Consider the following 19,289-nt stretch of genomic DNA (forward strand, 5'->3'; position numbering starts at 1 on the left):
ACCCGGCACGGGACCCCGGCCGGGCCGGGTCGGCGGCCGCGTCGGGGGGGCTCATCGGGCGGTTGCCTCCAGGGATGGGGTGCGGGCCCGGGCGGCAAGCCGCCCGGGCCCTACGGGGTACCCCGATCAGTTACAGGTGGTGACACTCAGGCTGCTGTCACCACAGAGCAGCAGGCTGGCCCGGCTGCCGCCGCCCGTCATCGCGGCCTCGGTGGTCTCGTCCTTCGGGGTCTCCAGCGACTGCAGGTCAAGAAGCGTCATGTCGGGTTCTTCTCCTTCTGTCGTGTGGTGCGGTGGGTCTCGGTCCCGAGTGGGACCGGCTCTGGGGCCGGCGCGGTGTCGCGCAGCGGCGGGAGGAACGGCAGGTGGGCGCGCCCGCCGGGGGCGGCGCTGCCGAGGGCCAGGAGGACTCCGGCCGTTCCGGTGGAAAGGTCCATGGACAGGCGCATCATCTGCTCGCCGGGGAAGGCGAGCCGTCCGCGGTACGGCACGGCGTGCCGGGCCAGCGCCTCGATCTGGCGGGCGACGGCCTCCGGTCCGGTGTCCGGGCCGGGTGTGGTCGTCCGGGACAGGTACAGCACCATGCCGGCGGCTCCGCGCGTCAGGCCGGGCTGCGCGTAGAAGGTGGCCTGCGCGGCCCGTACGATCTCGCGGCGGGCCTGTTCGAAGCGCTCGTCGGGGCCGTGCTGGAGCCAGTCGTCGAGCACCATGCCGATGCCGACGCTGCCTTCGCCGAGGTACGGCATCGTGCGCCAGCCCTCGTCGACCTGGAGGGTGCCGAAGGCGCTGGTGACGCAGTGGTCGAGGTCGCGGTGGAGCGCCTGGGCGGCCTGGACCAGCAGTTCCTTGTCCCCGGTGCGCTCGTAGAGCCGGGTGAACAGCAGCGCGGGGCCGGAGTCGCCGTACAGCAGTCCGGCGCGGGTGGGCCGCCGGTCCGGCTGTGCGAGGAGTTCGGCGCAGCGCAGGGCGGCGCTGTGCAGGGCGCTCTCGCCGCTGGCCGTACCGAGGGCGTCGAGGGCCAGGCCGATGCCGGCGAGGCCGCCGTGCAGGTCGGGCCCGGTGCTCTCCCAGGGCTGGAGCAGCAGCCGGTCCGCGAGGGCGAGGGCGCGTTCGTGGTGGCCGAGGCGGTGCAGGGTCCAGGCGGTGCCCGCGAGGCCGTCGTAGAAGCCGAGCGGGGTGCCGGACTGCGGGTCCTCGGTACGGTCGAGCAGCCATTCCTCGGCCTCGGGCCAGGGATCGGCGCCGGTCTCGGCGAGGGCGTGCAGGACGCCGGCGATGCCGTGGCCGAAGCAGGTGCCGCCGCCGGCGGCCGCGAACTGCGCGATGTCGCCGGGGACGAGGCGGTCCTCGCGTTCCGGTGTGGCGCTGGCGCGGATGGCCGCGGTGAGCGAGTTCCGGGCGGCCGGCCAGTCCTCGGGGCGGACCGGCAGGTAGGGGCCTTCGGCCGCCTCCCGGGTGCCGGGATCGGCGCCGTCGAGGATTTCCGCGACGGCCTCGTCGAGGAAGCTCCGTGGTACGGGGAACTGCTCGGCGATGATGTCGGCGATGTGGGCGGCCTTGGCCCGGTCCAGGACGAGGAGGCTGGTCAGCGGGAGGAAGAGGGCGAGCCGGAGGCAGGCGAGGGCGTAGCGGTCCACGGCGAAGCCGCGGCGGTCGGGCGGGGCGACGAAGGCGGGATTGGCGACGGTCTGCCGGAGCCCTTCGTCGATGTGCGCGGCGGCTTCGAAGTCGAGGAGGGCGACGGAGGGTTCGCCGGAGTCGTCCTCCGCGACCATGATGTTGAACAGGTGCAGGTCGTTGAAGACCACGCCGCGTGCGTGCACGGCGTCGACGGCTTCGGTGACCCGCTGGTGGATGCTGAGGGCCCACTCGGTGTAGGAGGCGAGTTCGGCCGGGTCCGGGTCGGCCTCGATGAGCGGGTGGCGGCGGGCGAAGTAGGTGTTGAGCGGCTTGCCCTCCAGGTGCTCCATCACGAGGAAGTGGTGGTCCCCGACGGTGAAGGTGCCGCGTACGGCCGGTACGCAGCCGAGGCCGTCGAGCCTTTCCAGCGCGGCGCGTTCGCGGTCGAGCCGGGTCACGGCGTCCGCTCCGTCGGCGGCGAGTCCGGCGTGCGGGCGGGCCTCCTTGAGGACGACGGTCTCGCCGGTGCGGGTGTCCTTGCCGACGTAGACGCCGCCCCCGTTGGAGAAGTGCAGGGCCCGCTCCACGGTGAAGGGGATCCCGGTGAGGGTGACGGACTCGCGGGCCGCGAGGTGCGGCTGGAGGAAGGCGGGCGGTTCGAGCCACTCGGGCAGGTGGAAGGCGGGGCCGCGCCGGTCCGGTACGAGGCGCCCCTCGGGGGTCTCGATGGCCGGTACGAGCTCGCCGCGGTCGTCGTAGCAGTGCCGCAGGGTGAAGCTGCCGTAGCGCAGGTGCACCGGTCCGGCTCCCCAGCGCAGGTCGCTGAGGATGTACGGGCCGGCCGCGCCGGCGAGGGCCGCGTCGAGGTCCTCGGCGATCGTGCGGCACTGCTCCTCGTCGGCCGGGTACACGGTGATGAACTTGCCGCTGGCCGCGCGGTCGGCGTACTTGGCGTTGCGCAGGTGGAGCAGGTGGCGGCCGGGGACGAACTTGAAGGCGATGCCCCGGGTGGTGCAGTACTCGTACACGGTGGTGAGGATGGCCTCGGCGTTGTCGAGGGTGGCGGAGACGTGGATCTTCCAGCCCTGCGACGGCAGTTCGGCACCGACGGGCCGCAGTGCGAGCCAGTCGCCGCTGCGGTGGGAGCGCCATCCGTCGAGGACGGGGGCGAGGGCGGCGGGGTAGCTCTGCTCTCCGGCACGCCGGTACGGCGCGTCGTAGAACCAGCGGTCTGCGTCGCAGAAGGCGGCGTACCCCTTGTTCACTCCAACTCCCTCGTTCGGCGGTAGACATGAAGGTGTCACGCCGGGAGGGGCCGCCGACAGTCACCTCTGTCACTCGTCGGGTGTGCAGTACTCATGAGTCACTAACGGCGTCACGGGGCGGGGGGTTTGACCTCAACCGCACTTGAGGGCTTAGACCTGTGGTCATGACTTCTGCACCGCGTATCGCACTTGTTGTCGCCAGCACCCGTGAAGGCCGTTTCGGGCCCACCGTCGCCCGGTGGTTCGAGAGCGTCGCCGCAGCCCGGGGCGACATCGACCTGACCGTCGCAGACCTGCTGGACGCCGATCTGCCCGCCCACTGGACCACCGAACTGAACCCCAGCACCCAGGAGTTCGTCCGCCGGCTCGCCGACGCGGACGCCTTCGTGATCCTCACCCCCGAGTACAACCACTCCTTCCCCGCCTCCCTCAAGCAGGCCATCGACATCTCCGGGCCGGTCTGGATGCGCAAGCCGGTCGCCTTCGTCTCCTACGGCGGGCTCTCGGGCGGTCTGCGCGCCGTCGAGCAGCTGCGGACGGTCCTGGCGGAGCTGCACGCCACGACCATCCGCGAGACCGTCAGCTTCCACCGCTTCCCCTTCGACGGCGCCGGCCTGCCCGTGGACGGAGCCGAGGCCGAGCAGGCCGCGAAGGTCATGCTCGACGACCTGCTGTGGTGGACGGACGCCCTGCGGACCGCGCGGCTGCGCGACACCGTCGGCAGCGAGGCCGTGACCAGCGGCGCCGCCGCCTGACGGCCGCCCCGGCCGGGCACATTCCCGGCCGGGGCCGATACTGGAGTGACGGGAGCGCCCCGTCCCGGCCCCGGCCGGGCCGTGGCCCTCCCGCACCCGGTCCCGACCAGGGAGGCGGTGGACCAGCCGTGCACCCACCTGTTCCGGACGGCCCCGGCCGGTACGGCGAGACGGCCTTCCCGCCCGGGCGCGAAGGCGAGGACGAGCGGATCGATCTCGGGGCCCTCGCCTACGACGAGTTCTCGCTCGCCCGGCTGCGCGCGCTGGGCGCCGGGCCCGGCTGGCACTGCCTCGACGTGGGGGCCGGTACCGGCAGCGTCGCCCGCCGCCTGCTCGGCGAGCTCCATGTGCCGAGCGTGCTGGCGGTGGACCGCGATGTCCGCTTCCTCGCTGCCGACCCGCACCCCGGACTGGAGGTCCTGGAGGCGGACCTCGGCGATCCGGGCTTCGACCCGGGGCGCTTCCAGCTGGTCCACGCCCGGTTCGTCCTGATGCACCTGCCCGCCCGCCGGGAGCTGATGGCCAGGCTGGCCGGGCTGCTCGCCCCGGGCGGCGTCCTGGTCCTCAGCGACGCGGTGGACCTGACGAGCGACGCGGTTCCCGCGAGCCCTTACACCGTGGCCATGCAGGCCATGTGGCAGGGGCTGCGCGACACCATCGGCACCGACGTCACGTGGGTGCCGCGCTATCCGCAGCTGCTGCACGGGCTCGGGCTGGTCTCCGTGGCCGCGGAGATGTACGTACCGCCGCTGCTTCCCGGCAGCCCCATCAGCCGTTTCTGGGCCGGTACGTGGGACCGCGCGCGGCAGGCGATGACGGCGACGGGGCTGGTGGACGACGCGGACGTGGACGAGGCGATCCGCTCCCTCGGCTCCCCCGGCTGCGCGGCCATGTCCCCCGGGATGATCACGGCGTGGGGGCGCCGCCCCGGCCCGGGTTGAGACCCGCCGCGCCGGGGCGTCCTGCACCGCCGGGGCCGGTTCAGCCCTCCAGCAGCAGCCGCTTCTGCGGCTTGCCCATCGCGTTGCGTGGGATCGACGCGACGAAGCGGACCTCCCGGGGGCGCTTGTGCGCCGACAGGTGGGAGGCGACGAAGTCGGTGAGTTCGCCGCCGGTGACCCCGTCCGCGACGACGAAGGCCACGATCCGCTGGCCGAGGTCGGTGTCCGGGATCCCGACCACCGCCGCCTCGCTGACCCGGGGGTGGTCCAGCAGCGCGTTCTCCACCTCGCCCGCGCCGATCCGGTAGCCGCCCGACTTGATCATGTCCGTCGAAGCCCGGCCGACGATCCGGTGCGTGCCGTCCTGCGCGTCCACGGCTGCGATGTCTCCCGTACGGAACCAGCCGTCCTCCGTGTACGCCGCCGCGGTGGCCTCCGGGCGGCCCAGGTAGCCGGAGAACAACGTCGGCCCCGTCAGCTGGAGTTCACCGATCTCCGCGCCGGGCTCCGCCGCGAGGCGGGTGGTGATGCCGGGCAGCGGAGTGCCGACCGTACCGGGGTGGGCCTCGCCGCCGGCCCGGCCGCTGAGCGTGATCAGCGTCTCGGTCATCCCGTAGCGCTCCACCAGGCGGTGCCCGCTCAGGCTCTCCATGGCGCGGAAGACCGGCGCGGGCAGCGCCGCGCTCCCCGACACCAGCAGCCGGGCGCCCGTCAGGGCCGCCGCGGCCTGCGGATCGGCGGCGACGCGGGACCACACCGTCGGCACCCCGAAGTACAGGCTGCCGCCCGCCTCCGCGTACGCCTGCGGGCTCGGCCGGCCGGTGTGCACCAGACGGCTCCCGGTGCGCAGGGCGCCCAGGACGCCGAGGACCAGCCCGTGGACGTGGAACAGCGGCAGGCCGTGGACCAGGGTGTCCTCGGCGTTCCACTGCCAGGCCCCGGCCAGGGCGTCCAGGTCGGCGGCGATGGCCGCGGCGGTGAGGAGCACGCCCTTGGGCGGGCCGGTGGTCCCGGAGGTGTAGAGGATCAGCGCCGCGCCGTCCGCGCCGTCCGCGCCGTCCTCGCCGGGGGCCGGTACCGGCGGGAGATCGGGGCCGGTGGCGGACTTGCGGGCGAAGTCCACCTCGATGAGGCGGGCCCCGGAGTCCCGCAGGATGTGGTCACGCTCGGCGGGCCCGGCGTCGGGCGGCAGCGGTACGCAGGGCACGCCCGCGAGCAGACCGCCGACGACGGCGGCGACCGTCTCCAGGGAGGCCGTGGCGTCCACCGCGAAGGCCGTGGTCCCGGAGCCGGTCAGACCGGCTGCCACCGCGCGGGCGGCGCCGAGCAGTTCCTCGTAGGAGGCGCTGCGGCCGGCGACGGTCACCGCGTCCGCACGATCCCCCAGGGCACCCGTCAAGGCGGTCAACACAGCGGCAACTCCGTTCGGCGGCGGAACAAGATCGGTCACGGCCACCCTACGGCGGCGTGCCGGGCCCCAGGGCATCCGTCGGCCACCTCCGGGGGCGACTGTGCGCGACCGCCCGGCGACCGCCCGCAGCCGTACTGGACCGAGAGCGACCCGCACCGCACCGGGAGCGCACAGCCCGCGGCGCCCTGGGGCGGGCCCGGAGGATCGAACATACGATGGGCGGGAACCGGCGCGGGCCGCTCTCCGTGCCCGCCCCTGACCTCGGGTGGAGACGTACGTATGGCACAGGCCGCCGACACGGCGCGGACCGTCATCCTGACCGTGGACGACGACCCGGGGGTCTCCCGGGCGATCGCCCGTGACCTGCGGCGCCGCTACGGAGGCGACTACCGGATCGTGCGCGCGGAGTCCGGCGAGTCCGCCCTGGAGGCGCTGCGCGAGCTGAAACTGCGGGGCGATCTGGTGGCGGTGATCCTCGCGGACTACCGCATGCCGCAGATGAACGGCATCGAATTCCTGGAACAGGCCCTGGGGGTGTACCCGGGCGCGCGGCGGGTGCTGCTGACCGCCTACGCGGACACCAACGCGGCGATCGACGCGATCAACGTGGTCGACCTCGACCACTACCTGCTCAAGCCCTGGGACCCGCCGGAGGAGAAGCTGTACCCGGTGGTCGACGACCTGCTCACGGCCTGGCGGTCCAGCGACTACCGGCCCGTCCCGGCCACGAAGGTGGTCGGGCACCGCTGGTCGGCGCGCTCCTCGCACGTACGGGAGTTCCTGGCCCGCAACCAGGTCCCGTACCGCTGGTACTCCTCGGACGAGCCGGAGGGGCAGCGGCTGCTGGAGGCGGCCGGGGCCGACGGCAAGCGGCTGCCGCTGGTGGTCACGCCGGACGGGACGGCGCTGGTGGAGCCGGAGGCGGCGGAGCTGGCCGCGCACGTCGGGCTGGCGACCACTCCGGCCGCGGATTTCTACGACCTCGTCGTGATCGGCGGCGGCCCGGCCGGGCTCGGCGCGGCCGTCTACGGGGCCTCCGAGGGGCTGCGTACCGTACTGGTCGAACGCTCGGCGACGGGCGGGCAGGCCGGGCAGAGCTCCCGCATCGAGAACTACCTCGGCTTCCCCGACGGGGTGTCCGGCGGGCAGCTGACGGAACGGGCCCGCCGGCAGGCCGGCCGCTTCGGCGCGGAGATCCTCACCGCGCGCGAGGTGACGGGCCTGGAGGTGAACGGCGCGGCGCGTGTCGTCCGCTTCTCGGACGGGTCCGCGATCGCCGCGCACAGCGTCATCCTGGCCACGGGGGTGTCGTACCGGCAGCTGAGGGCGCCCGGCTGCGACTCGCTGACCGGGTGCGGGGTGTACTACGGCTCCTCGCTCACCGAGGCGTCCTCCTGCCAGGGGCAGGACGTCTACATCGTGGGCGGCGCCAACTCGGCCGGGCAGGCCGCGATGTATCTGGCGCGCGGCGCGAAGTCGGTGACGCTGCTGGTGCGCGGGGAGTCGCTGGCGGCGTCTATGTCGTACTACCTGATCCAGCAGATCGAGGACGCGCCGAACATCCGGGTGCGGACGCGCACGGTGGTCGAGGAGGCGCACGGCGACGGGCACCTGGAGCAGCTGACGCTGCGCGATGTGGACAGCGGGGCGACGGAACTCGTCGACGCGCAGTGGATGTTCGTCTTCATCGGCGCGGCGCCGCTGACGGACTGGCTGGACGGGACGGTGCTGCGCGACGAGCACGGCTTCATCCTGGCCGGGCCGGATCTGACCCCGGACGGGCGGCCGCCCGGCGAATGGGGGCTGGACCGGGCGCCGTACCACCTGGAGACCAATATTCCCGGCGTGTTCGTGGCGGGGGACGCGCGCTCCCAGTCCGCGAAGCGGGTCGCGTCGGCCGTCGGAGAGGGAGCCATGGCCGTGATGCTCGTCCACCGTTACCTGGAGCAGTCATGAGCGGGCGGGTCCTGCCGTGCGGCCCGCAGGAGATCTCCTCGCTGTTCCTCTTCGAGAAGCTGAGCCCGGAGCAGTTGGGGCGGCTGTGCCAGGAGGGGCGGGTGGAGCGGTTCGAGGCCGGTCCGGTGTACACCGAGGGCGATCCGGCGACCTGCTTCTACGTGATGATCGAGGGCACCGTCGTCCTGTCCCGGCGGGTCGGCGCGGACGATGTGGAGGTGAGCCGGACCTCGCAGCGCGGGGTGTACGCGGGGGCGATGCAGGCGTATCTGGGCGACCGGGTGCCGCAGACGTACACCAACTCGATGCGGGTGACGGAGCCGACGCGGTTCTTCGTCCTGCCCGCGGAGTCCTTCGCGCACATCATGCGGGAGTGGTTCCCGATGGCGGCGCATCTGCTGGAGGGGCTGTTCTTCGGTTCGAAGAACACCCAGCGGGCCATCGGGCAGCGCGAACGGCTGCTGGCGCTCGGCTCCTTGTCGGCGGGGCTGACCCATGAGCTGAACAACCCGGCCGCGGCCGCCGTACGGGCCACCGCGACGCTGCGGGAACGGGTGGGCAAGATGCGGCACAAGCTGGCCCACATCTCGCAGGGGCAGTTCTCGCGCGAGGCCATCGCGGATCTGATCGAGATCCAGGAACGCACGGTGGAGCGGGTGGCGAAGGCGACGGCGCCGCTGAGCCCGCTGGAAGCCTCCGACCGGGAGGACGAGCTGGCGGACTGGCTCGACGAGCACGGCATCGCGGAGGGCTGGCGGGTGGCGCCGACCTTCGTCCAGGCCGGGCTGGACACGGACTGGCTGGAGCAGGTCGCGGCGACGGTGTCCGAGGAGCTGCTGCCGGGGGCGATCGGCTGGCTCAACTACACGGTCGAGACCGAGCTGTTGATGGACGAGATCGACGACTCCACGAGCCGCATCTCGCATCTGGTGGACGCCGCCAAGCAGTACTCCCAGCTGGACCGGGCCCCGTACCGGGTCGTGGACGTCCATGAACTCCTGGACAGCACACTGCTGATGCTGTCGGGGAAGATCGGGGCCGGGGTGCGGGTGGTCAAGGAGTACGACCGGTCCGTGCCGCGGGTGCCGGCGTATCCGGCGGAGCTGAACCAGGTGTGGACGAACCTCATCGACAACGCGGTGTTCGCCATCGGGAGCACGGGCGGCGAGGGCACACTGACGGTACGGACGGCCCGCGAGGGCGACCGGCTGCTGGTGGAGTTCCGCGACACCGGGCCGGGCATCCCGGCGGACATCCGCGGCCGCATCTTCGACCCCTTCTTCACCACCAAGCCGGTCGGGGAGGGCACGGGGCTCGGCCTCGACATCTCCTGGCGGATCGTTGTGAGCAAGCACCACGGCAGCCTCCAGGTGGAATCCGAGCCGGGCGACACCCGCTTCCAGGTCCTCCTGCCCCTGACCGCGCCCGAACCCGTCGCCGAAGCCGGTGACGCCCAGCCAGCCGAGGAGCCCGCATGACCCCCTTCAACGACCCCGCCGACACCGACGGCATCGACCCGACCGTCCCGCCCTCGGGAACCGGCTGCGGCGACTGCGACGCCGCGGGCGGCTGGTGGGTCCACCTGCGCCGCTGCGCGCAGTGCGGCCACGTCGGCTGCTGCGACTCCTCCCCGGCCCAGCACGCCACCGCGCACTGGAAGTCGACGGGGCACCCGCTGGTCCAGAGCTTCGAACCGGGAGAGGAGTGGTTCTGGAACTACGGCACGAACGCCCTCCACGAATCGGGCCCGCAACTGACCCCACCCACCGCCCACCCGAAGGACCAGCCCACCCCAGGCCCCTCGGACCGCGTCCCGACGGACTGGACCAAGCACGTGCACCGCTGAGGCGCGGGGCCTCGACTCCGGGGTCCTCAGCCCGTGAAGGAGCCGTGGCGGCCCGCGCCTTGCGTGAAGCGGGCCGCGCCCGCGTCTGTTTCGCCTGCCGTGAGGGGGACGAGGCCGTGGTGGTATTCGGCGGTCAGGGCTTCGGCCTCGGGCAGGCCGTGCTGTTCTCGTACGGAGAGCCGGTCGTGGCGCAGGCACAGCTGCGGGAAGGCGGCGATCTCGTGCGCCAGGCGCTCGGCCGCACGGCGGGACTCGCCGGGCGCCACGAGCCGGTTGACGAGGCCGATGGCGTGCGCCTCGGTGGCGCTGACGGGGCGGCCGGTGAGGATCAGGTCCATCGCGCGGCTCTCCCCGATCAGGCGGGGCAGGCGTACCGTCCCGCCGTCGATGAGCGGGACGCCCCAACGGCGGCAGAACACACCGAAGGTGGCGTCCTCCTCGGCCACCCTCAGGTCGCACCAGAGGGCCAGTTCGAGTCCGCCCGCCACGGCGTGCCCGGCGACCGCGGCGATGACGGGTTTGGTCAGGCGCAGCCGGGTGGGCCCCATGGGGCCGTCGCCCTCGGGCCGGACGCGGTTGCCGCGGTCGGTGCCGACGGCCTTGAGGTCGGCGCCCGCGCAGAACGTACCGCCCTCGCCCCACAGGACGGCGACGGAGGCGTCCTCGTCCGCCTCGAACGCGCGGAAGGCATCGGCGAGGAGTGCCGCCGTCGGCCCGTCCACCGCGTTGCGGGACTCGGGCCGGCTGAGGATCACCGTACGGACGGGACCGTCGCTCTCGGTCCGGACGGTCTGCGGGCCTTCGGGCGTGGCCGGCGAGGGCGCGGGGGTCGTGGGCACGGGCTGACTCCGGATACCTAGGCGGGGGGCAGGCGACCACTGTGCAGCAAGTCGTACGCCCCGCACGAGGGGGCCGTGCCCCCGGCCCGGACTTCCCCCGCCTGCGCCTCCCCCGCCCCGGGCCTACGCTGATCAGGTGACCGGATGCGCCAGGGACCGGAACCGAGGCCCCCGGGAGGCATCCGGAGGAGGTGATACCGGATGTCCGCTCCCAGGGCAGCGGCGGCCCGCCGCACAGCCGCCGGAACCGTCTGTCTGATCCTGTGCGCGGCCGTGGGCGCGGGAACCGCGCGGGCCGATGACAACGGCCTCGCGGGCAAGAGCGCCCAGGACATCGCGGACGCCTCCCGCAAGGCCATGTCCGAGCTGACGTCCATGCGCCTGGCGGCCAAGGTGACCGACAAGAACGGCACCACCGGCCTGGACCTGCGCTTCGACGAGGACGGCAACTGCGTCGGCACCGTCACGGCCCCCAAGGGCGCGGGCGAGGCGAGCGTCATCAAGCGCGGCCAGGACGTGTGGATGAAGCTCGACGACGACCTGCTGCGCTCACAGGTGCCCCCGGCCGTCGCTGACGACGCGGTGGCGCTGATCAACGGCCGCTATCTGCACGGGACGACGAGCAGCCCGCTGCTGAAGGACTTCGCCGACTTCTGCGACCTCGACTTCTTCCGCGAGGAGTTCTCCGCGAATCCCGCGGACAAGAGCCTCCAGAAGGGGGCGCCCACCACCGTCGACGGCCGTCCGGCCATCACGGTGAGCGGCAAGGACGACGGCAGGTCCGGGGAGTTCGCGGTCTCCACCGAGGACGAGCCCTACCTGCTGCGGATCCAGGGCTCCGACACCTCCGGCGAGCGGGTGGACGCCACCTTCTCCGCCTTCGACGAGCCGGTGTCGGCCAAGCCGCCGGCCGCCTCGGACTCGGTGGACCTGTCGCAGCTGCTCTGAGCGTGCCGCCGCGCGAGGTCCGGAGCGCCGGTCAGATGATCGGGCGGCCGAAGGTGCCGCGGGTGCCGTAGTACTGGCTGAGCTGCTGCCGGTAGTCCGGGTCGCCCAGGTGGTTGTCGCTGTGGAACTCAGGCGCCGCCTTGATCTGCTCCTTGGTGCGTTCCACGTGGATCGTCTTGTTCTCGCGGTCCACCTCGGTGATCGTGCCCGCCGGGAGCAGCACCTCCTTGCCGAAGATCCACACGCCCGTGTCCACCACCAGGTACGCGTCCTGCACCTCGTGGGAGTGCTTGTCGACCTTGCCGATGTGGCCGTCGGTGGCCTCCACCCGATAGCCCGTCAGGTCCTCGCCGGTCGGGTGCGGCATGCCGGATCGGTAGGCCCATACGTCGTCGTGCATCTCGTTCATGTCGCAACTCCCCTGTAGATCCGGAACTGTCCTTCCTTCCTCGGCGCGCCTGCCCCCTCGGCGGGGTCTCACGCATGCCCTTTCGGCCGCGCTTCCGGAGGGCCGCCGCCGCACACCCTCTATCAATAACCTGTCACATGTGAAATATTACCCCCGCTTCGTTGCGCACCACCGACTCGACGAAAGGTCCACACGTTGCGCAGACTCGCCGTGGTGGGGGCCGCGATATCCCTCGCACTCCTCACCAGCCCCGCGCTCGCCGCCTCCACACCACCCGCCTCTCCCCCGCCCGCCGGACCCCAGCAGGCCCAGCAGGCCCCCGCCCCACCCCCCGCACCCCTGGAACTCCAGCGCCAGGCCCTGCGCCGGCAGGCGCTGGAGCAGGTCGCCGCCGGAGGCACGGCCCGGCTCCAGGCCGACCCGGACGGGACGCTGCCGCGCCGGGCCCAGGTCGGCAAGCGGTATGTCGAACTGGCCCAGGAACGCAAGGACAAGGTCTTCGTCATCCTGGCCGAGTTCGGCGACCAGGTGGACAACACCACCGAGTTCGAGGGCAAGCCCCGCTTCGGCGGCACCCCCGGACCCCGCCACAACACCATCCCCCGCCCCGCCGCGGACGACAACCACACCCTGTGGCGCAAGAACTTCGACCGGGCCTTCTATCAGCGGCAGTTCTTCTCGACCGAGCCCGAGTCGGCGTCCATGCGCGCCTACTACCGGCTCCAGTCCTCCGGCCGCTACGACCTCGACGGCACCGTCTCCGACTGGGTCCGGCTGCCGTGGAACGAGGCCCGCTACGGCACGGACAACTGCTCCGAGCCCGGCCAGTGCCGCACCAACTGGGACCTGATCCGGGACGCCACCACCGCCTGGTACGACGCCGAGCGCGCGAAGGGCCGTACGCCCGAGCAGATCAAGGCGCAGCTCGCCGAGTACGACGTGTGGGACCGCTACGACGCCGACCACGACGGGAACTTCGACGAGCCGGACGGCTATCTCGACCACCTGGTCGTCGTGCACGCGGGCAAGGACCAGACCTGGGGCGGCGGGGCGCAGGGCAAGGACGCCGTCTGGGCGCACCGCTGGTTCGCGTACTGGAACCAGGCCGGAAGCGCCGGCCCCGAGGGCAACAAGGCGGGCGGAACGCCCGTCGGCGACACCGGGATCTGGGCCGGGGACTACCTCACCGGCGGCGAGAACAGCGGGGCGGGCCTGTTCGCCCACGAGTTCGGCCATGACCTGGGGCTGCCCGACCTCTACAGCTCGGACGGGGACAACAGCGTCAACTTCTGGTCCCTGATGTCCTCCGGCTCCTACCTGGCGAAGGGGCCGGGGACCACGGGGGCCTTCCCCGGCGACCTCGACCCCTGGAGCAAGCTCCAGCTCGGCTGGCTGGAGTACACGGAGGCCGACGCCGGGCGGAAGACGCGCGCGGTCCTCGGGGTGTCCGGCTACAACACCGAGGATCCGCAGGCCCTGCTGGTGCACCTGCCGCCCTCGGTGAAACGCACCGAGCTGACCGACCCGTACGAGGGCGGCAGCCAGTGGTGGAGCGGCACCGGGGACTTCATGGACAACACCCTGACGCGGACGGTCGACCTGCGCGGCACGGCGGGACCGGCCCGGCTGGACGCGCGGCTCTGGTACGACATCGAGCAGGACTTCGACTTCCTGACCGTCGAGGCGTCCACGGACGAGGGCACGACGTGGACGGCGCTGCCGGGCACGGTGGACGGCGCTCCCCTGCCCGCGAAGGGGATCTCCGGCACCTCGGCGGGCTGGACGGCGCTCGGCGTCCCGCTGGACCGGTTCGCCGGGCAGCGGTTCCAACTGCGGCTGCGCGTCACCTCCGACAGCAACACCCACGGCCGGGGCGTCACCTTCGACGACCTGCGGATCACGGCGGACGGCGGCGCCCGGGAGCTGCTGCGCGACGGTGCGGAGCAGGGCGCGAACGGCTGGACCGCCGTCAAGTGGTCGCGTACGGAGGGCCGTACGGGCACCGAGCAGCACCCTCGGGCCTATCTGGTCGAGAACCGGCGCTACACGGGCTACGGCAAGCAGCTCAGGACCGGGCCGTACCACTTCGGCTTCACGGGCGAGCGCGTGGAGTTCTTCCCCTACCAGCAGGGCGTGCTCATCTGGCTGTGGGACACCGCCTACAGCGACAACACCACCAAGGCCCATCCGGGCGCCGGGATGCTGCTGCCGGTGGACGCGCGCCCGCAGGCGCTGCGCCACGCGGACGGCTCGCTGCTGAACGCCCGCGCGCAGACCTTCGACGCGCCGTTCTCGCTACGGGCCAGTGACCGGATCGTCCTGCACAAGGCGGGTGTCCCGACGGTGGTGCCCTCGCGGCGCGGCGTGTCCGTCTTCGACGACCGGCGGGGCACGTACTGGGACGCGGAGCTGCCGCAGCTCGGGGTGAAGGTCCCGGACACAGGGACCCGTATCGCGGTGGTGAAGGAGGCGGACGGGGGCGCGCTCACGACCGTCCAGGTCAGCCCCTCGCCGTGACCGGGCGGGCCGGAGTCGAGGGGCGGCTGTCAGTGCCGGGTGTCAGGCTGGGGGCACCAGGCACCGTGAAAGGGATCACGAGAGGGCACCGCCATGATCACCACCGACTTCGTCTCCGGCTCACCCTGCATGCTCGACCTCGGGACGCCCGACGTCCCGGCCGCCGCTGCCTTCTACGGCGCCGTCCTGGGCTGGGACTACGAGCCCATGGACGAGGCCGAGGCCGAGGGCATGGAGGGCGGGATGTTCCGCAAGGACGGCAAGATCGTCGCCGGGCTGGGCAAACTCACCGAGGAGGGGGCCCGCTCGGCCTGGATGATCTACTACAACGTCACCGACGCGGACGCGACGACGGCGGCCGTGGAACGGGCGGGCGGCACGGTGCGGGTAGCGCCGCTGGACCTCGACGACTACGGCCGGATGGCCCAGTACACCGACCCGCTGGGCGGGCAGTTCGCGGCGTGGCAGCCGGACAAGGACGCGGGCGTGGAGCTGGTGGACGAGCCGGGCTCCCTGTCCTGGACGGAGCTGTACACCACGGACGCGGCGGCGGCCAAGAGCTTCTACGGCGATGTCTTCGGCTGGACGTTCAGCGACATGGAACTGCCGGGCGGGTCGGGTACGTACGCCCTGATCACCCCGGCGGGGCTGCCCGAGGAGCGGATGCACGGCGGGGTGATGGAGCTGGCCGCGGAGCATCTGTCCCTGGCGAACGGGCGCCCGTACTGGCACCCGGTCTTCGCGGTCACCGACTGCGACGCGGCGGTCGCGCGGGTGGTGGAGAACGGCGGGAGCGTGCAGATGGGTCCGCAGGACGCCGAGGGCGTGGGCCGCCTGGCGGTCTGCCTGGACCCGGCGAACGCGGACTTCGTCCTGATGACGCCGGCGGAGCGGTGATCTGCTGCGCACTCACTCAGTGAGTCACTGGCTTACTGAGTGACTGGCTCACGGCCTTGGTATGGCGACGAGTTCGACCTCGAAACCGTCCTCGTTCTCCAGATAGGCGGCGTAGGTGTGGGCACCCCCGGCGTGGGGGTGCCGGTCGGGGAACATCAGCGCCCAGCCATGCTCGCGGGCCCGCGCCGCCAGACTCTCGACGGCGTCCGGGTCCTCGACGTGGAAGGCCAGGTGATTCAGCCCGGGCCGGCACCGGTCGTGCCGCTCGGCGCTGAGCGCCGGGGAGCGCTCGAAGACCAGATAGGTGCCGCCGAGCCTCCAGCTACGACCGCCGCTCCAGCTCTGGTAGGGCGCCCAGCCCATCGCCTCCAGCAACCACCCGAAGGAGGCCACGGCCCGCCCGATATCGGGCACCCAGACCTCGACGTGGTGGAGCATCCCGTGCCGGGGCGGAGGGGGGTGAGGGTCGGGTCCGTCCTGCACCGGCAACGGAGCCTCCTCGTCGGTCGTCGCGGTGAATCCGCCGCTTCGGGCGCGCGAGGGATCAGCCTACGGGGCCTTGCGCGCCCGGCGGCCGCGTCAGTTCGCGGCCTGGTTCTCCGACGCGCGGCGGTAGGCGATGTGGCCGCCCAGGGCGCCGGTGAGGCCCGTCGCCGTCAGGCCGGCCCAGGACCACAGGCGGCCCGTCGCGGTGCGGCCGGTCAGGCGGTGGCTCAGGGAGACCGCGTAACAGGTGACCGCGACCGCGTTCGAGAGGACGTGGGCCAGGCCCACGCGGGCCTCCTCCGGCGGCATCTCGGCCCAGTCCACCCAGCCCGCCACCGCCGCCGGGCCCACCCCGGCGAGGCCGACGGCCGTCAGGGTGGTGGCGGCCGGTCCCGTACCCGGGATCACGTCCACCACCGCCGCCGACAGCCAGCAGCCCATCGGCAGATGCACCAGCACCGGGTGCAGGGGATGCCCGATCGGCTTGCCGCGCAGGACGTCCCGTACATCTCCCAGCGGCAGCGCGCGGATCGTCCGCCGCAGGGTACGGATCGCGGGATCCGCCACAGTGGTCCGTTCGAGCCGGTCCAGGGCTTTCAGCCACCCCGTCGACGCGGCGCCCAGCGCCGGGACGACCTTCGCGCGCGTGCCGTGAGCGTGTGCGTTCATGCCTGGCGCCTACCCGGCCGAGGGCTTCTCCCCCACTCCGCCGTCGGCCGAATGGCGGGGTGCGCGGGGAGCCTGGGGTGCGTGAGGTGCCTGGGGTGCGTGGGCTGCGGCAACCGGCTGCGGGCCGCCGCGGCGGGTCAGCCGGTGCCACCAGTGGTGGCGGCGCGGATGCACCGCCCGCCCCAGCCTGCGGCCGAACAGCAGATAGCCGAGCAGCGCGCCCGCGGTGTTCAGGATGACGTCGTCGATGTCGAACACCCGGCCCGTGACCAGGGCGCCCTGGGTCAGCTCGACCAGCGTCATCAGGCAGACCGTCACGGCGGCCACCCTGAGCAGCCCGCGCGCCGGCGGCAGCAGGACCGGGAGGAGGATGCCGAAGGGGGCTCCCAGCAGCAGGTTCCCGCCCAGCTGGCGGGCCGCTTCGAGGGTCGACGACCCTTCCAGGTAGGCGTTGATGGAATGGCCGGGGCGGACGTTGCTGTGGATGAGGTCCACCGAGGCGGCGGACGGTTCCAGCGTCAGCCGGGCCAGGACCACGCTGAACAGGACGGTCCCGAAGAAGGCGGCGACCATGGCGAGCGCCCGTACGGCCGGGTGCACCGGGGGCCGCGCCTTGCCGACGACCACGACGGCCTGCTCCCCCGACACGTCCGGCGCGTCCGGTCCCTCACCGCGCCATCGCGCGAGTCTCGATGTCATGCGGGCACGTGTACCCCTCGGACGGCCCGCTATCCACGGGTCGTTGACGGGCTCCGGTAGGCGCTGTCCGGGGTGGTGCGGACGGCTGCCACCGGGGCTGTCGGTGCGGCCCTCTACCCTGCGGGACATGATCGAGGGGGATTTCGCCGCACCGTCACCGGCGGCGCTCGCGGACGAGGTCGCCGCCGTCCTGGGTGGGCGTCACGAGCCGGGCGTGGTCGCGTTCGAGCGGCTGCTCAACGGGGTGGTGGCCCACTGCTCCTCCGGCCGCGAGGAGGTCGCCGCCGCGCTGGCCGACGTACCGCACGGGCCGCAGGGGTGGTCGTACGGTCGGGCGCGGGCCCTCGCGGGACTGGTCGCCGCCGCGGTGGGGCCCGTACGCACCCGCGGGGACGGGGAGGCGGCCGGGGCGGGCTGGCTGGAGCTGTGCCAGCATGCCGCGCTGGACTACGTAGCCGGGGCTCGCATCGCCGAGCTCCACGGGCGTCTGCGGGCGGGCGATCCGGTGCCGTTCCTGCTGTCCACGCCGAGCCGGGCGACGGGCGCGGTCGAGGCGCACGCTCTGGTCGCGCGGCTCGCGGAGTACGGGCGCCTCGGCGTGCGGCCCGGCCCGGCGGACCTGGGCCAGGCCCTGCTGCGCTGCGGCGGCCGGATCGATCCCGGGGCGGTACGCGCGGCGGAGGCACTGGGGACGGCGGAGGGGCCGCGCGTGGCCGACTGGCTGCGTCGGGGCGGTCTGCCGCAGCCGGTGGGGCGGCGGGAACGCGAGCCGGGCGCGCCGGAACGCCCCAGCCGGCGGCGCGGTGCGCGGGCGGGGCGGCGGATCCTGGTGGGGCATGAGGCGATCGACGGCCGGGGTGCGTTCCCGCGGCGGTTCTGGTCGCTGTTCCGGAAGTTCGAGCCGCACATCGGCTGCCCGCACGCCTCGCTGCCGGACGGCCGGGACGCGCATACGGTGGCGGTCCTGCCGTGGCACCCGGAGACGGCCGCGGCGCGCCTGCTGGCGGGGGTCGCCTCGGCGGCGGACCAGGACGGCCGGGGCGCTCCGGCCTTCCTGGAGGCGCTGGCGACGACGGACGGCCCGGCGGGCCCAGCCGTGCACCTCGCCGTGGCCTACGGCCTGGCCTCCGCCCCTGACCCGGACCGGGCGGCGGCCGTGCGGGCGCTGGAGCGGCTGACCGTACGGGGCGCTCTGGACGGGGAGGCGTTGGGGCGCGAGCTGGTGGAACTGGTCGGGCTGGGCACGCTGAAACTGCCCCTGCTGGCCGACTCCCTGCGCACGGCCGCCGCGACTCCGCGGGGCGCGCCGGGGGTATGGGCGGCGCTGGCCCCCTCCCTGCCGGGCCTGATGGCCGGTACGCGGCCCCAGGCGCACGGCATGCTGCTCGGCATCGCGGCGGACGCGGCACGCTCGGCGGGGGCGCGGGGCGAACTGCCGGAGGTGACGTCGCTGGCCGTGCGGGGCGGTTCGTCGCTGCTGGTCAGGGAGGCACGGCGGCTACGGGACACGCTGGCGGGGCGCTGAGCTCACGCGCGCGGGGCGGGGTGCTGGTGCTGCTTGGGCAGCCGGCTGTCCGGTGTCCGGTGTCCGGGGGCACCCACAGCAGCATGTTGGCGGGCTTCTCGGTCCCCCACGCAGGGCATCTTGTGCGCGCATTGGTGCCCGCGGCGCTCGAGGGTGAACTCGTCGCCTCCGCGCACTCCGTGGAGGCGGCAGCGTGCGGCGAGGTCGGGGGCGTAGTCGGTGCCGTGGTTCAGCTCGGCGCAGGCCCGGAGGAAGGTCTCGACGTACGGGGAGCCGCGGCCGGCAGATGGGTGTCCACGCCGCCGGGTCTGGCGGCGAGGTGGTCCGGCCTTCGGCCAGGCCGACGTCGGGGGCGCACCGTGGCTCCGGAGCTCGGTGCCGGGAACCGCCAAGTCTTCCGCTGGCGGAAGGGGTGCCCGTGCTCCAGCAGGTCGAGGTGGGCGGCGGTCCACGCGGGGCAGCGGGCTGGGTCATCGGGGCCTCCGGGGGCCGCGGTGATCGGGTGA

17 protein-coding genes are annotated in these 19,289 nt (G+C 73.3%); 9 read left to right on the forward strand and 8 right to left on the reverse strand.

Going from position 1 to position 19,289, the window contains the following annotated elements:
* Positions 1-126: 126 nt before the first annotated feature.
* Both ABZ873_RS24695 and lanKC read right to left on the reverse strand, forming a co-directional pair.
* Entirely contained in the window at positions 127-261 is a 135-nt protein-coding gene (locus ABZ873_RS24695) for a SapB/AmfS family lanthipeptide (protein WP_360875823.1), read from the reverse strand.
* Positions 258-2,885 carry a class III lanthionine synthetase LanKC gene (gene lanKC / locus ABZ873_RS24700; RefSeq protein ID WP_360875825.1) on the reverse strand — a complete coding sequence of 876 codons (2,628 nt, stop codon included), beginning with the start codon at positions 2,883-2,885 and terminating at the stop codon, positions 258-260. The genes ABZ873_RS24695 and lanKC overlap by 4 nt, the downstream gene beginning before the upstream one ends.
* Positions 2,886-3,049: 164 nt before the next feature.
* On the opposite strand from lanKC, the gene ABZ873_RS24705 reads away from it, so the two are divergent.
* Together ABZ873_RS24705 and ABZ873_RS24710 are read left to right on the forward strand one after the other, a co-directional pair.
* Complete coding sequence (locus tag ABZ873_RS24705) at positions 3,050-3,640, forward strand: NAD(P)H-dependent oxidoreductase (protein WP_360875827.1); 591 nt, start codon at positions 3,050-3,052, stop codon at positions 3,638-3,640.
* 128 nt (positions 3,641-3,768) lie between these two features.
* Positions 3,769-4,581, forward strand: a complete 813-nt coding sequence (locus tag ABZ873_RS24710; protein ID WP_360875829.1) for a class I SAM-dependent methyltransferase — start codon at positions 3,769-3,771, stop codon at positions 4,579-4,581.
* Positions 4,582-4,621: 40 nt separating this feature from the next.
* Here the strand turns inward: ABZ873_RS24710 and ABZ873_RS24715 are convergent, their stop codons facing one another.
* On the reverse strand, positions 4,622-5,992 hold the full coding sequence (locus tag ABZ873_RS24715; protein ID WP_360875831.1) for an AMP-binding protein: 1,371 nt from the start codon (positions 5,990-5,992) through the stop codon (positions 4,622-4,624).
* Between the two features lie 279 nt (positions 5,993-6,271).
* Between ABZ873_RS24715 and ABZ873_RS24720 the strand changes: the two genes are divergently transcribed.
* The 3 genes from ABZ873_RS24720 to ABZ873_RS24730 are packed head-to-tail and all read left to right on the forward strand — an operon-like array spanning position 6,272 to position 9,794.
* A complete protein-coding gene (locus ABZ873_RS24720; RefSeq protein WP_360875833.1) occupies positions 6,272-7,948 on the forward strand; it encodes an FAD-dependent oxidoreductase in 1,677 nt (558 codons plus the stop codon).
* Entirely contained in the window at positions 7,945-9,426 is a 1,482-nt protein-coding gene (locus ABZ873_RS24725) for an ATP-binding protein (RefSeq protein WP_360875835.1), read from the forward strand. The genes ABZ873_RS24720 and ABZ873_RS24725 overlap by 4 nt, the downstream gene beginning before the upstream one ends.
* A complete protein-coding gene (locus ABZ873_RS24730; protein WP_360875837.1) occupies positions 9,423-9,794 on the forward strand; it encodes a UBP-type zinc finger domain-containing protein in 372 nt (123 codons plus the stop codon). Before ABZ873_RS24725 ends, ABZ873_RS24730 begins: the two co-directional genes overlap by 4 nt.
* Before the next feature lie 26 nt (positions 9,795-9,820).
* Here the strand turns inward: ABZ873_RS24730 and ABZ873_RS24735 are convergent, their stop codons facing one another.
* Complete coding sequence (locus ABZ873_RS24735) at positions 9,821-10,633, reverse strand: crotonase/enoyl-CoA hydratase family protein (protein ID WP_360875839.1); 813 nt, start codon at positions 10,631-10,633, stop codon at positions 9,821-9,823.
* A gap of 201 nt (positions 10,634-10,834) precedes the next feature.
* On the opposite strand from ABZ873_RS24735, the gene ABZ873_RS24740 reads away from it, so the two are divergent.
* Positions 10,835-11,581: a hypothetical protein gene (locus ABZ873_RS24740; protein WP_360875841.1), complete on the forward strand. Its 747-nt coding sequence runs from the start codon at positions 10,835-10,837 to the stop codon at positions 11,579-11,581.
* A 31-nt stretch (positions 11,582-11,612) separates the two neighbouring features.
* On the opposite strand, the gene ABZ873_RS24745 is transcribed toward ABZ873_RS24740, so the two are convergent.
* A complete protein-coding gene (locus tag ABZ873_RS24745) occupies positions 11,613-11,981 on the reverse strand; it encodes a PRC-barrel domain-containing protein (RefSeq protein ID WP_360875880.1) in 369 nt (122 codons plus the stop codon).
* Between the two features lie 204 nt (positions 11,982-12,185).
* On the opposite strand from ABZ873_RS24745, the gene ABZ873_RS24750 reads away from it, so the two are divergent.
* Both ABZ873_RS24750 and ABZ873_RS24755 read left to right on the forward strand, forming a co-directional pair.
* Positions 12,186-14,507 (forward strand): immune inhibitor A domain-containing protein, encoded by a 2,322-nt coding sequence (locus tag ABZ873_RS24750; RefSeq protein ID WP_360875843.1) that lies wholly within the window; start codon positions 12,186-12,188, stop codon positions 14,505-14,507.
* Between the two features lie 93 nt (positions 14,508-14,600).
* Complete coding sequence (locus tag ABZ873_RS24755; RefSeq protein WP_360875845.1) at positions 14,601-15,404, forward strand: VOC family protein; 804 nt, start codon at positions 14,601-14,603, stop codon at positions 15,402-15,404.
* A 48-nt stretch (positions 15,405-15,452) separates the two neighbouring features.
* Here the strand turns inward: ABZ873_RS24755 and ABZ873_RS24760 are convergent, their stop codons facing one another.
* The 3 genes from ABZ873_RS24760 to ABZ873_RS24770 form a co-directional block, all read right to left on the reverse strand.
* A complete protein-coding gene (locus ABZ873_RS24760) occupies positions 15,453-15,842 on the reverse strand; it encodes a VOC family protein (RefSeq protein ID WP_360875847.1) in 390 nt (129 codons plus the stop codon).
* Positions 15,843-15,983: 141 nt separating this feature from the next.
* Positions 15,984-16,559 (reverse strand): DUF2231 domain-containing protein, encoded by a 576-nt coding sequence (locus tag ABZ873_RS24765; protein WP_360875849.1) that lies wholly within the window; start codon positions 16,557-16,559, stop codon positions 15,984-15,986.
* Positions 16,560-16,568: 9 nt separating this feature from the next.
* Positions 16,569-17,258, reverse strand: coding sequence for a VanZ family protein (locus ABZ873_RS24770; RefSeq protein WP_360875851.1), 690 nt, complete (start codon positions 17,256-17,258; stop codon positions 16,569-16,571).
* Positions 17,259-17,385: 127 nt separating this feature from the next.
* Between ABZ873_RS24770 and ABZ873_RS24775 the strand changes: the two genes are divergently transcribed.
* The gene (locus ABZ873_RS24775; RefSeq protein ID WP_360875852.1) at positions 17,386-18,783 is read left to right on the forward strand and encodes a hypothetical protein; all 1,398 of its coding nucleotides are present in this window, start codon (positions 17,386-17,388) and stop codon (positions 18,781-18,783) included.
* Positions 18,784-19,289 lie beyond the last annotated feature (506 nt).

The sequence above is a fragment of the Streptomyces sp. NPDC047014 genome, from assembly GCF_040644195.1.
Lineage (GTDB): Bacteria > Actinomycetota > Actinomycetes > Streptomycetales > Streptomycetaceae > Streptomyces.

Coding starts and splice junctions, on each gene's coding strand:
- ABZ873_RS24745 (WP_360875880.1), bottom strand. CDS start 11,981: ATGCACGACGACGTATGGGCCTACCGATCCGGCATGCCGCACCCGACC.
- ABZ873_RS24775 (WP_360875852.1), top strand. CDS start 17,386: ATGATCGAGGGGGATTTCGCCGCACCGTCACCGGCGGCGCTCGCGGAC.
- ABZ873_RS24720 (WP_360875833.1), top strand. CDS start 6,272: ATGGCACAGGCCGCCGACACGGCGCGGACCGTCATCCTGACCGTGGAC.
- ABZ873_RS24730 (WP_360875837.1), top strand. CDS start 9,423: ATGACCCCCTTCAACGACCCCGCCGACACCGACGGCATCGACCCGACC.
- ABZ873_RS24755 (WP_360875845.1), top strand. CDS start 14,601: ATGATCACCACCGACTTCGTCTCCGGCTCACCCTGCATGCTCGACCTC.
- ABZ873_RS24770 (WP_360875851.1), bottom strand. CDS start 17,258: ATGACATCGAGACTCGCGCGATGGCGCGGTGAGGGACCGGACGCGCCG.
- ABZ873_RS24725 (WP_360875835.1), top strand. CDS start 7,945: ATGAGCGGGCGGGTCCTGCCGTGCGGCCCGCAGGAGATCTCCTCGCTG.
- ABZ873_RS24740 (WP_360875841.1), top strand. CDS start 10,835: ATGTCCGCTCCCAGGGCAGCGGCGGCCCGCCGCACAGCCGCCGGAACC.
- ABZ873_RS24695 (WP_360875823.1), bottom strand. CDS start 261: ATGACGCTTCTTGACCTGCAGTCGCTGGAGACCCCGAAGGACGAGACC.
- ABZ873_RS24705 (WP_360875827.1), top strand. CDS start 3,050: ATGACTTCTGCACCGCGTATCGCACTTGTTGTCGCCAGCACCCGTGAA.
- ABZ873_RS24765 (WP_360875849.1), bottom strand. CDS start 16,559: ATGAACGCACACGCTCACGGCACGCGCGCGAAGGTCGTCCCGGCGCTG.
- ABZ873_RS24760 (WP_360875847.1), bottom strand. CDS start 15,842: ATGCTCCACCACGTCGAGGTCTGGGTGCCCGATATCGGGCGGGCCGTG.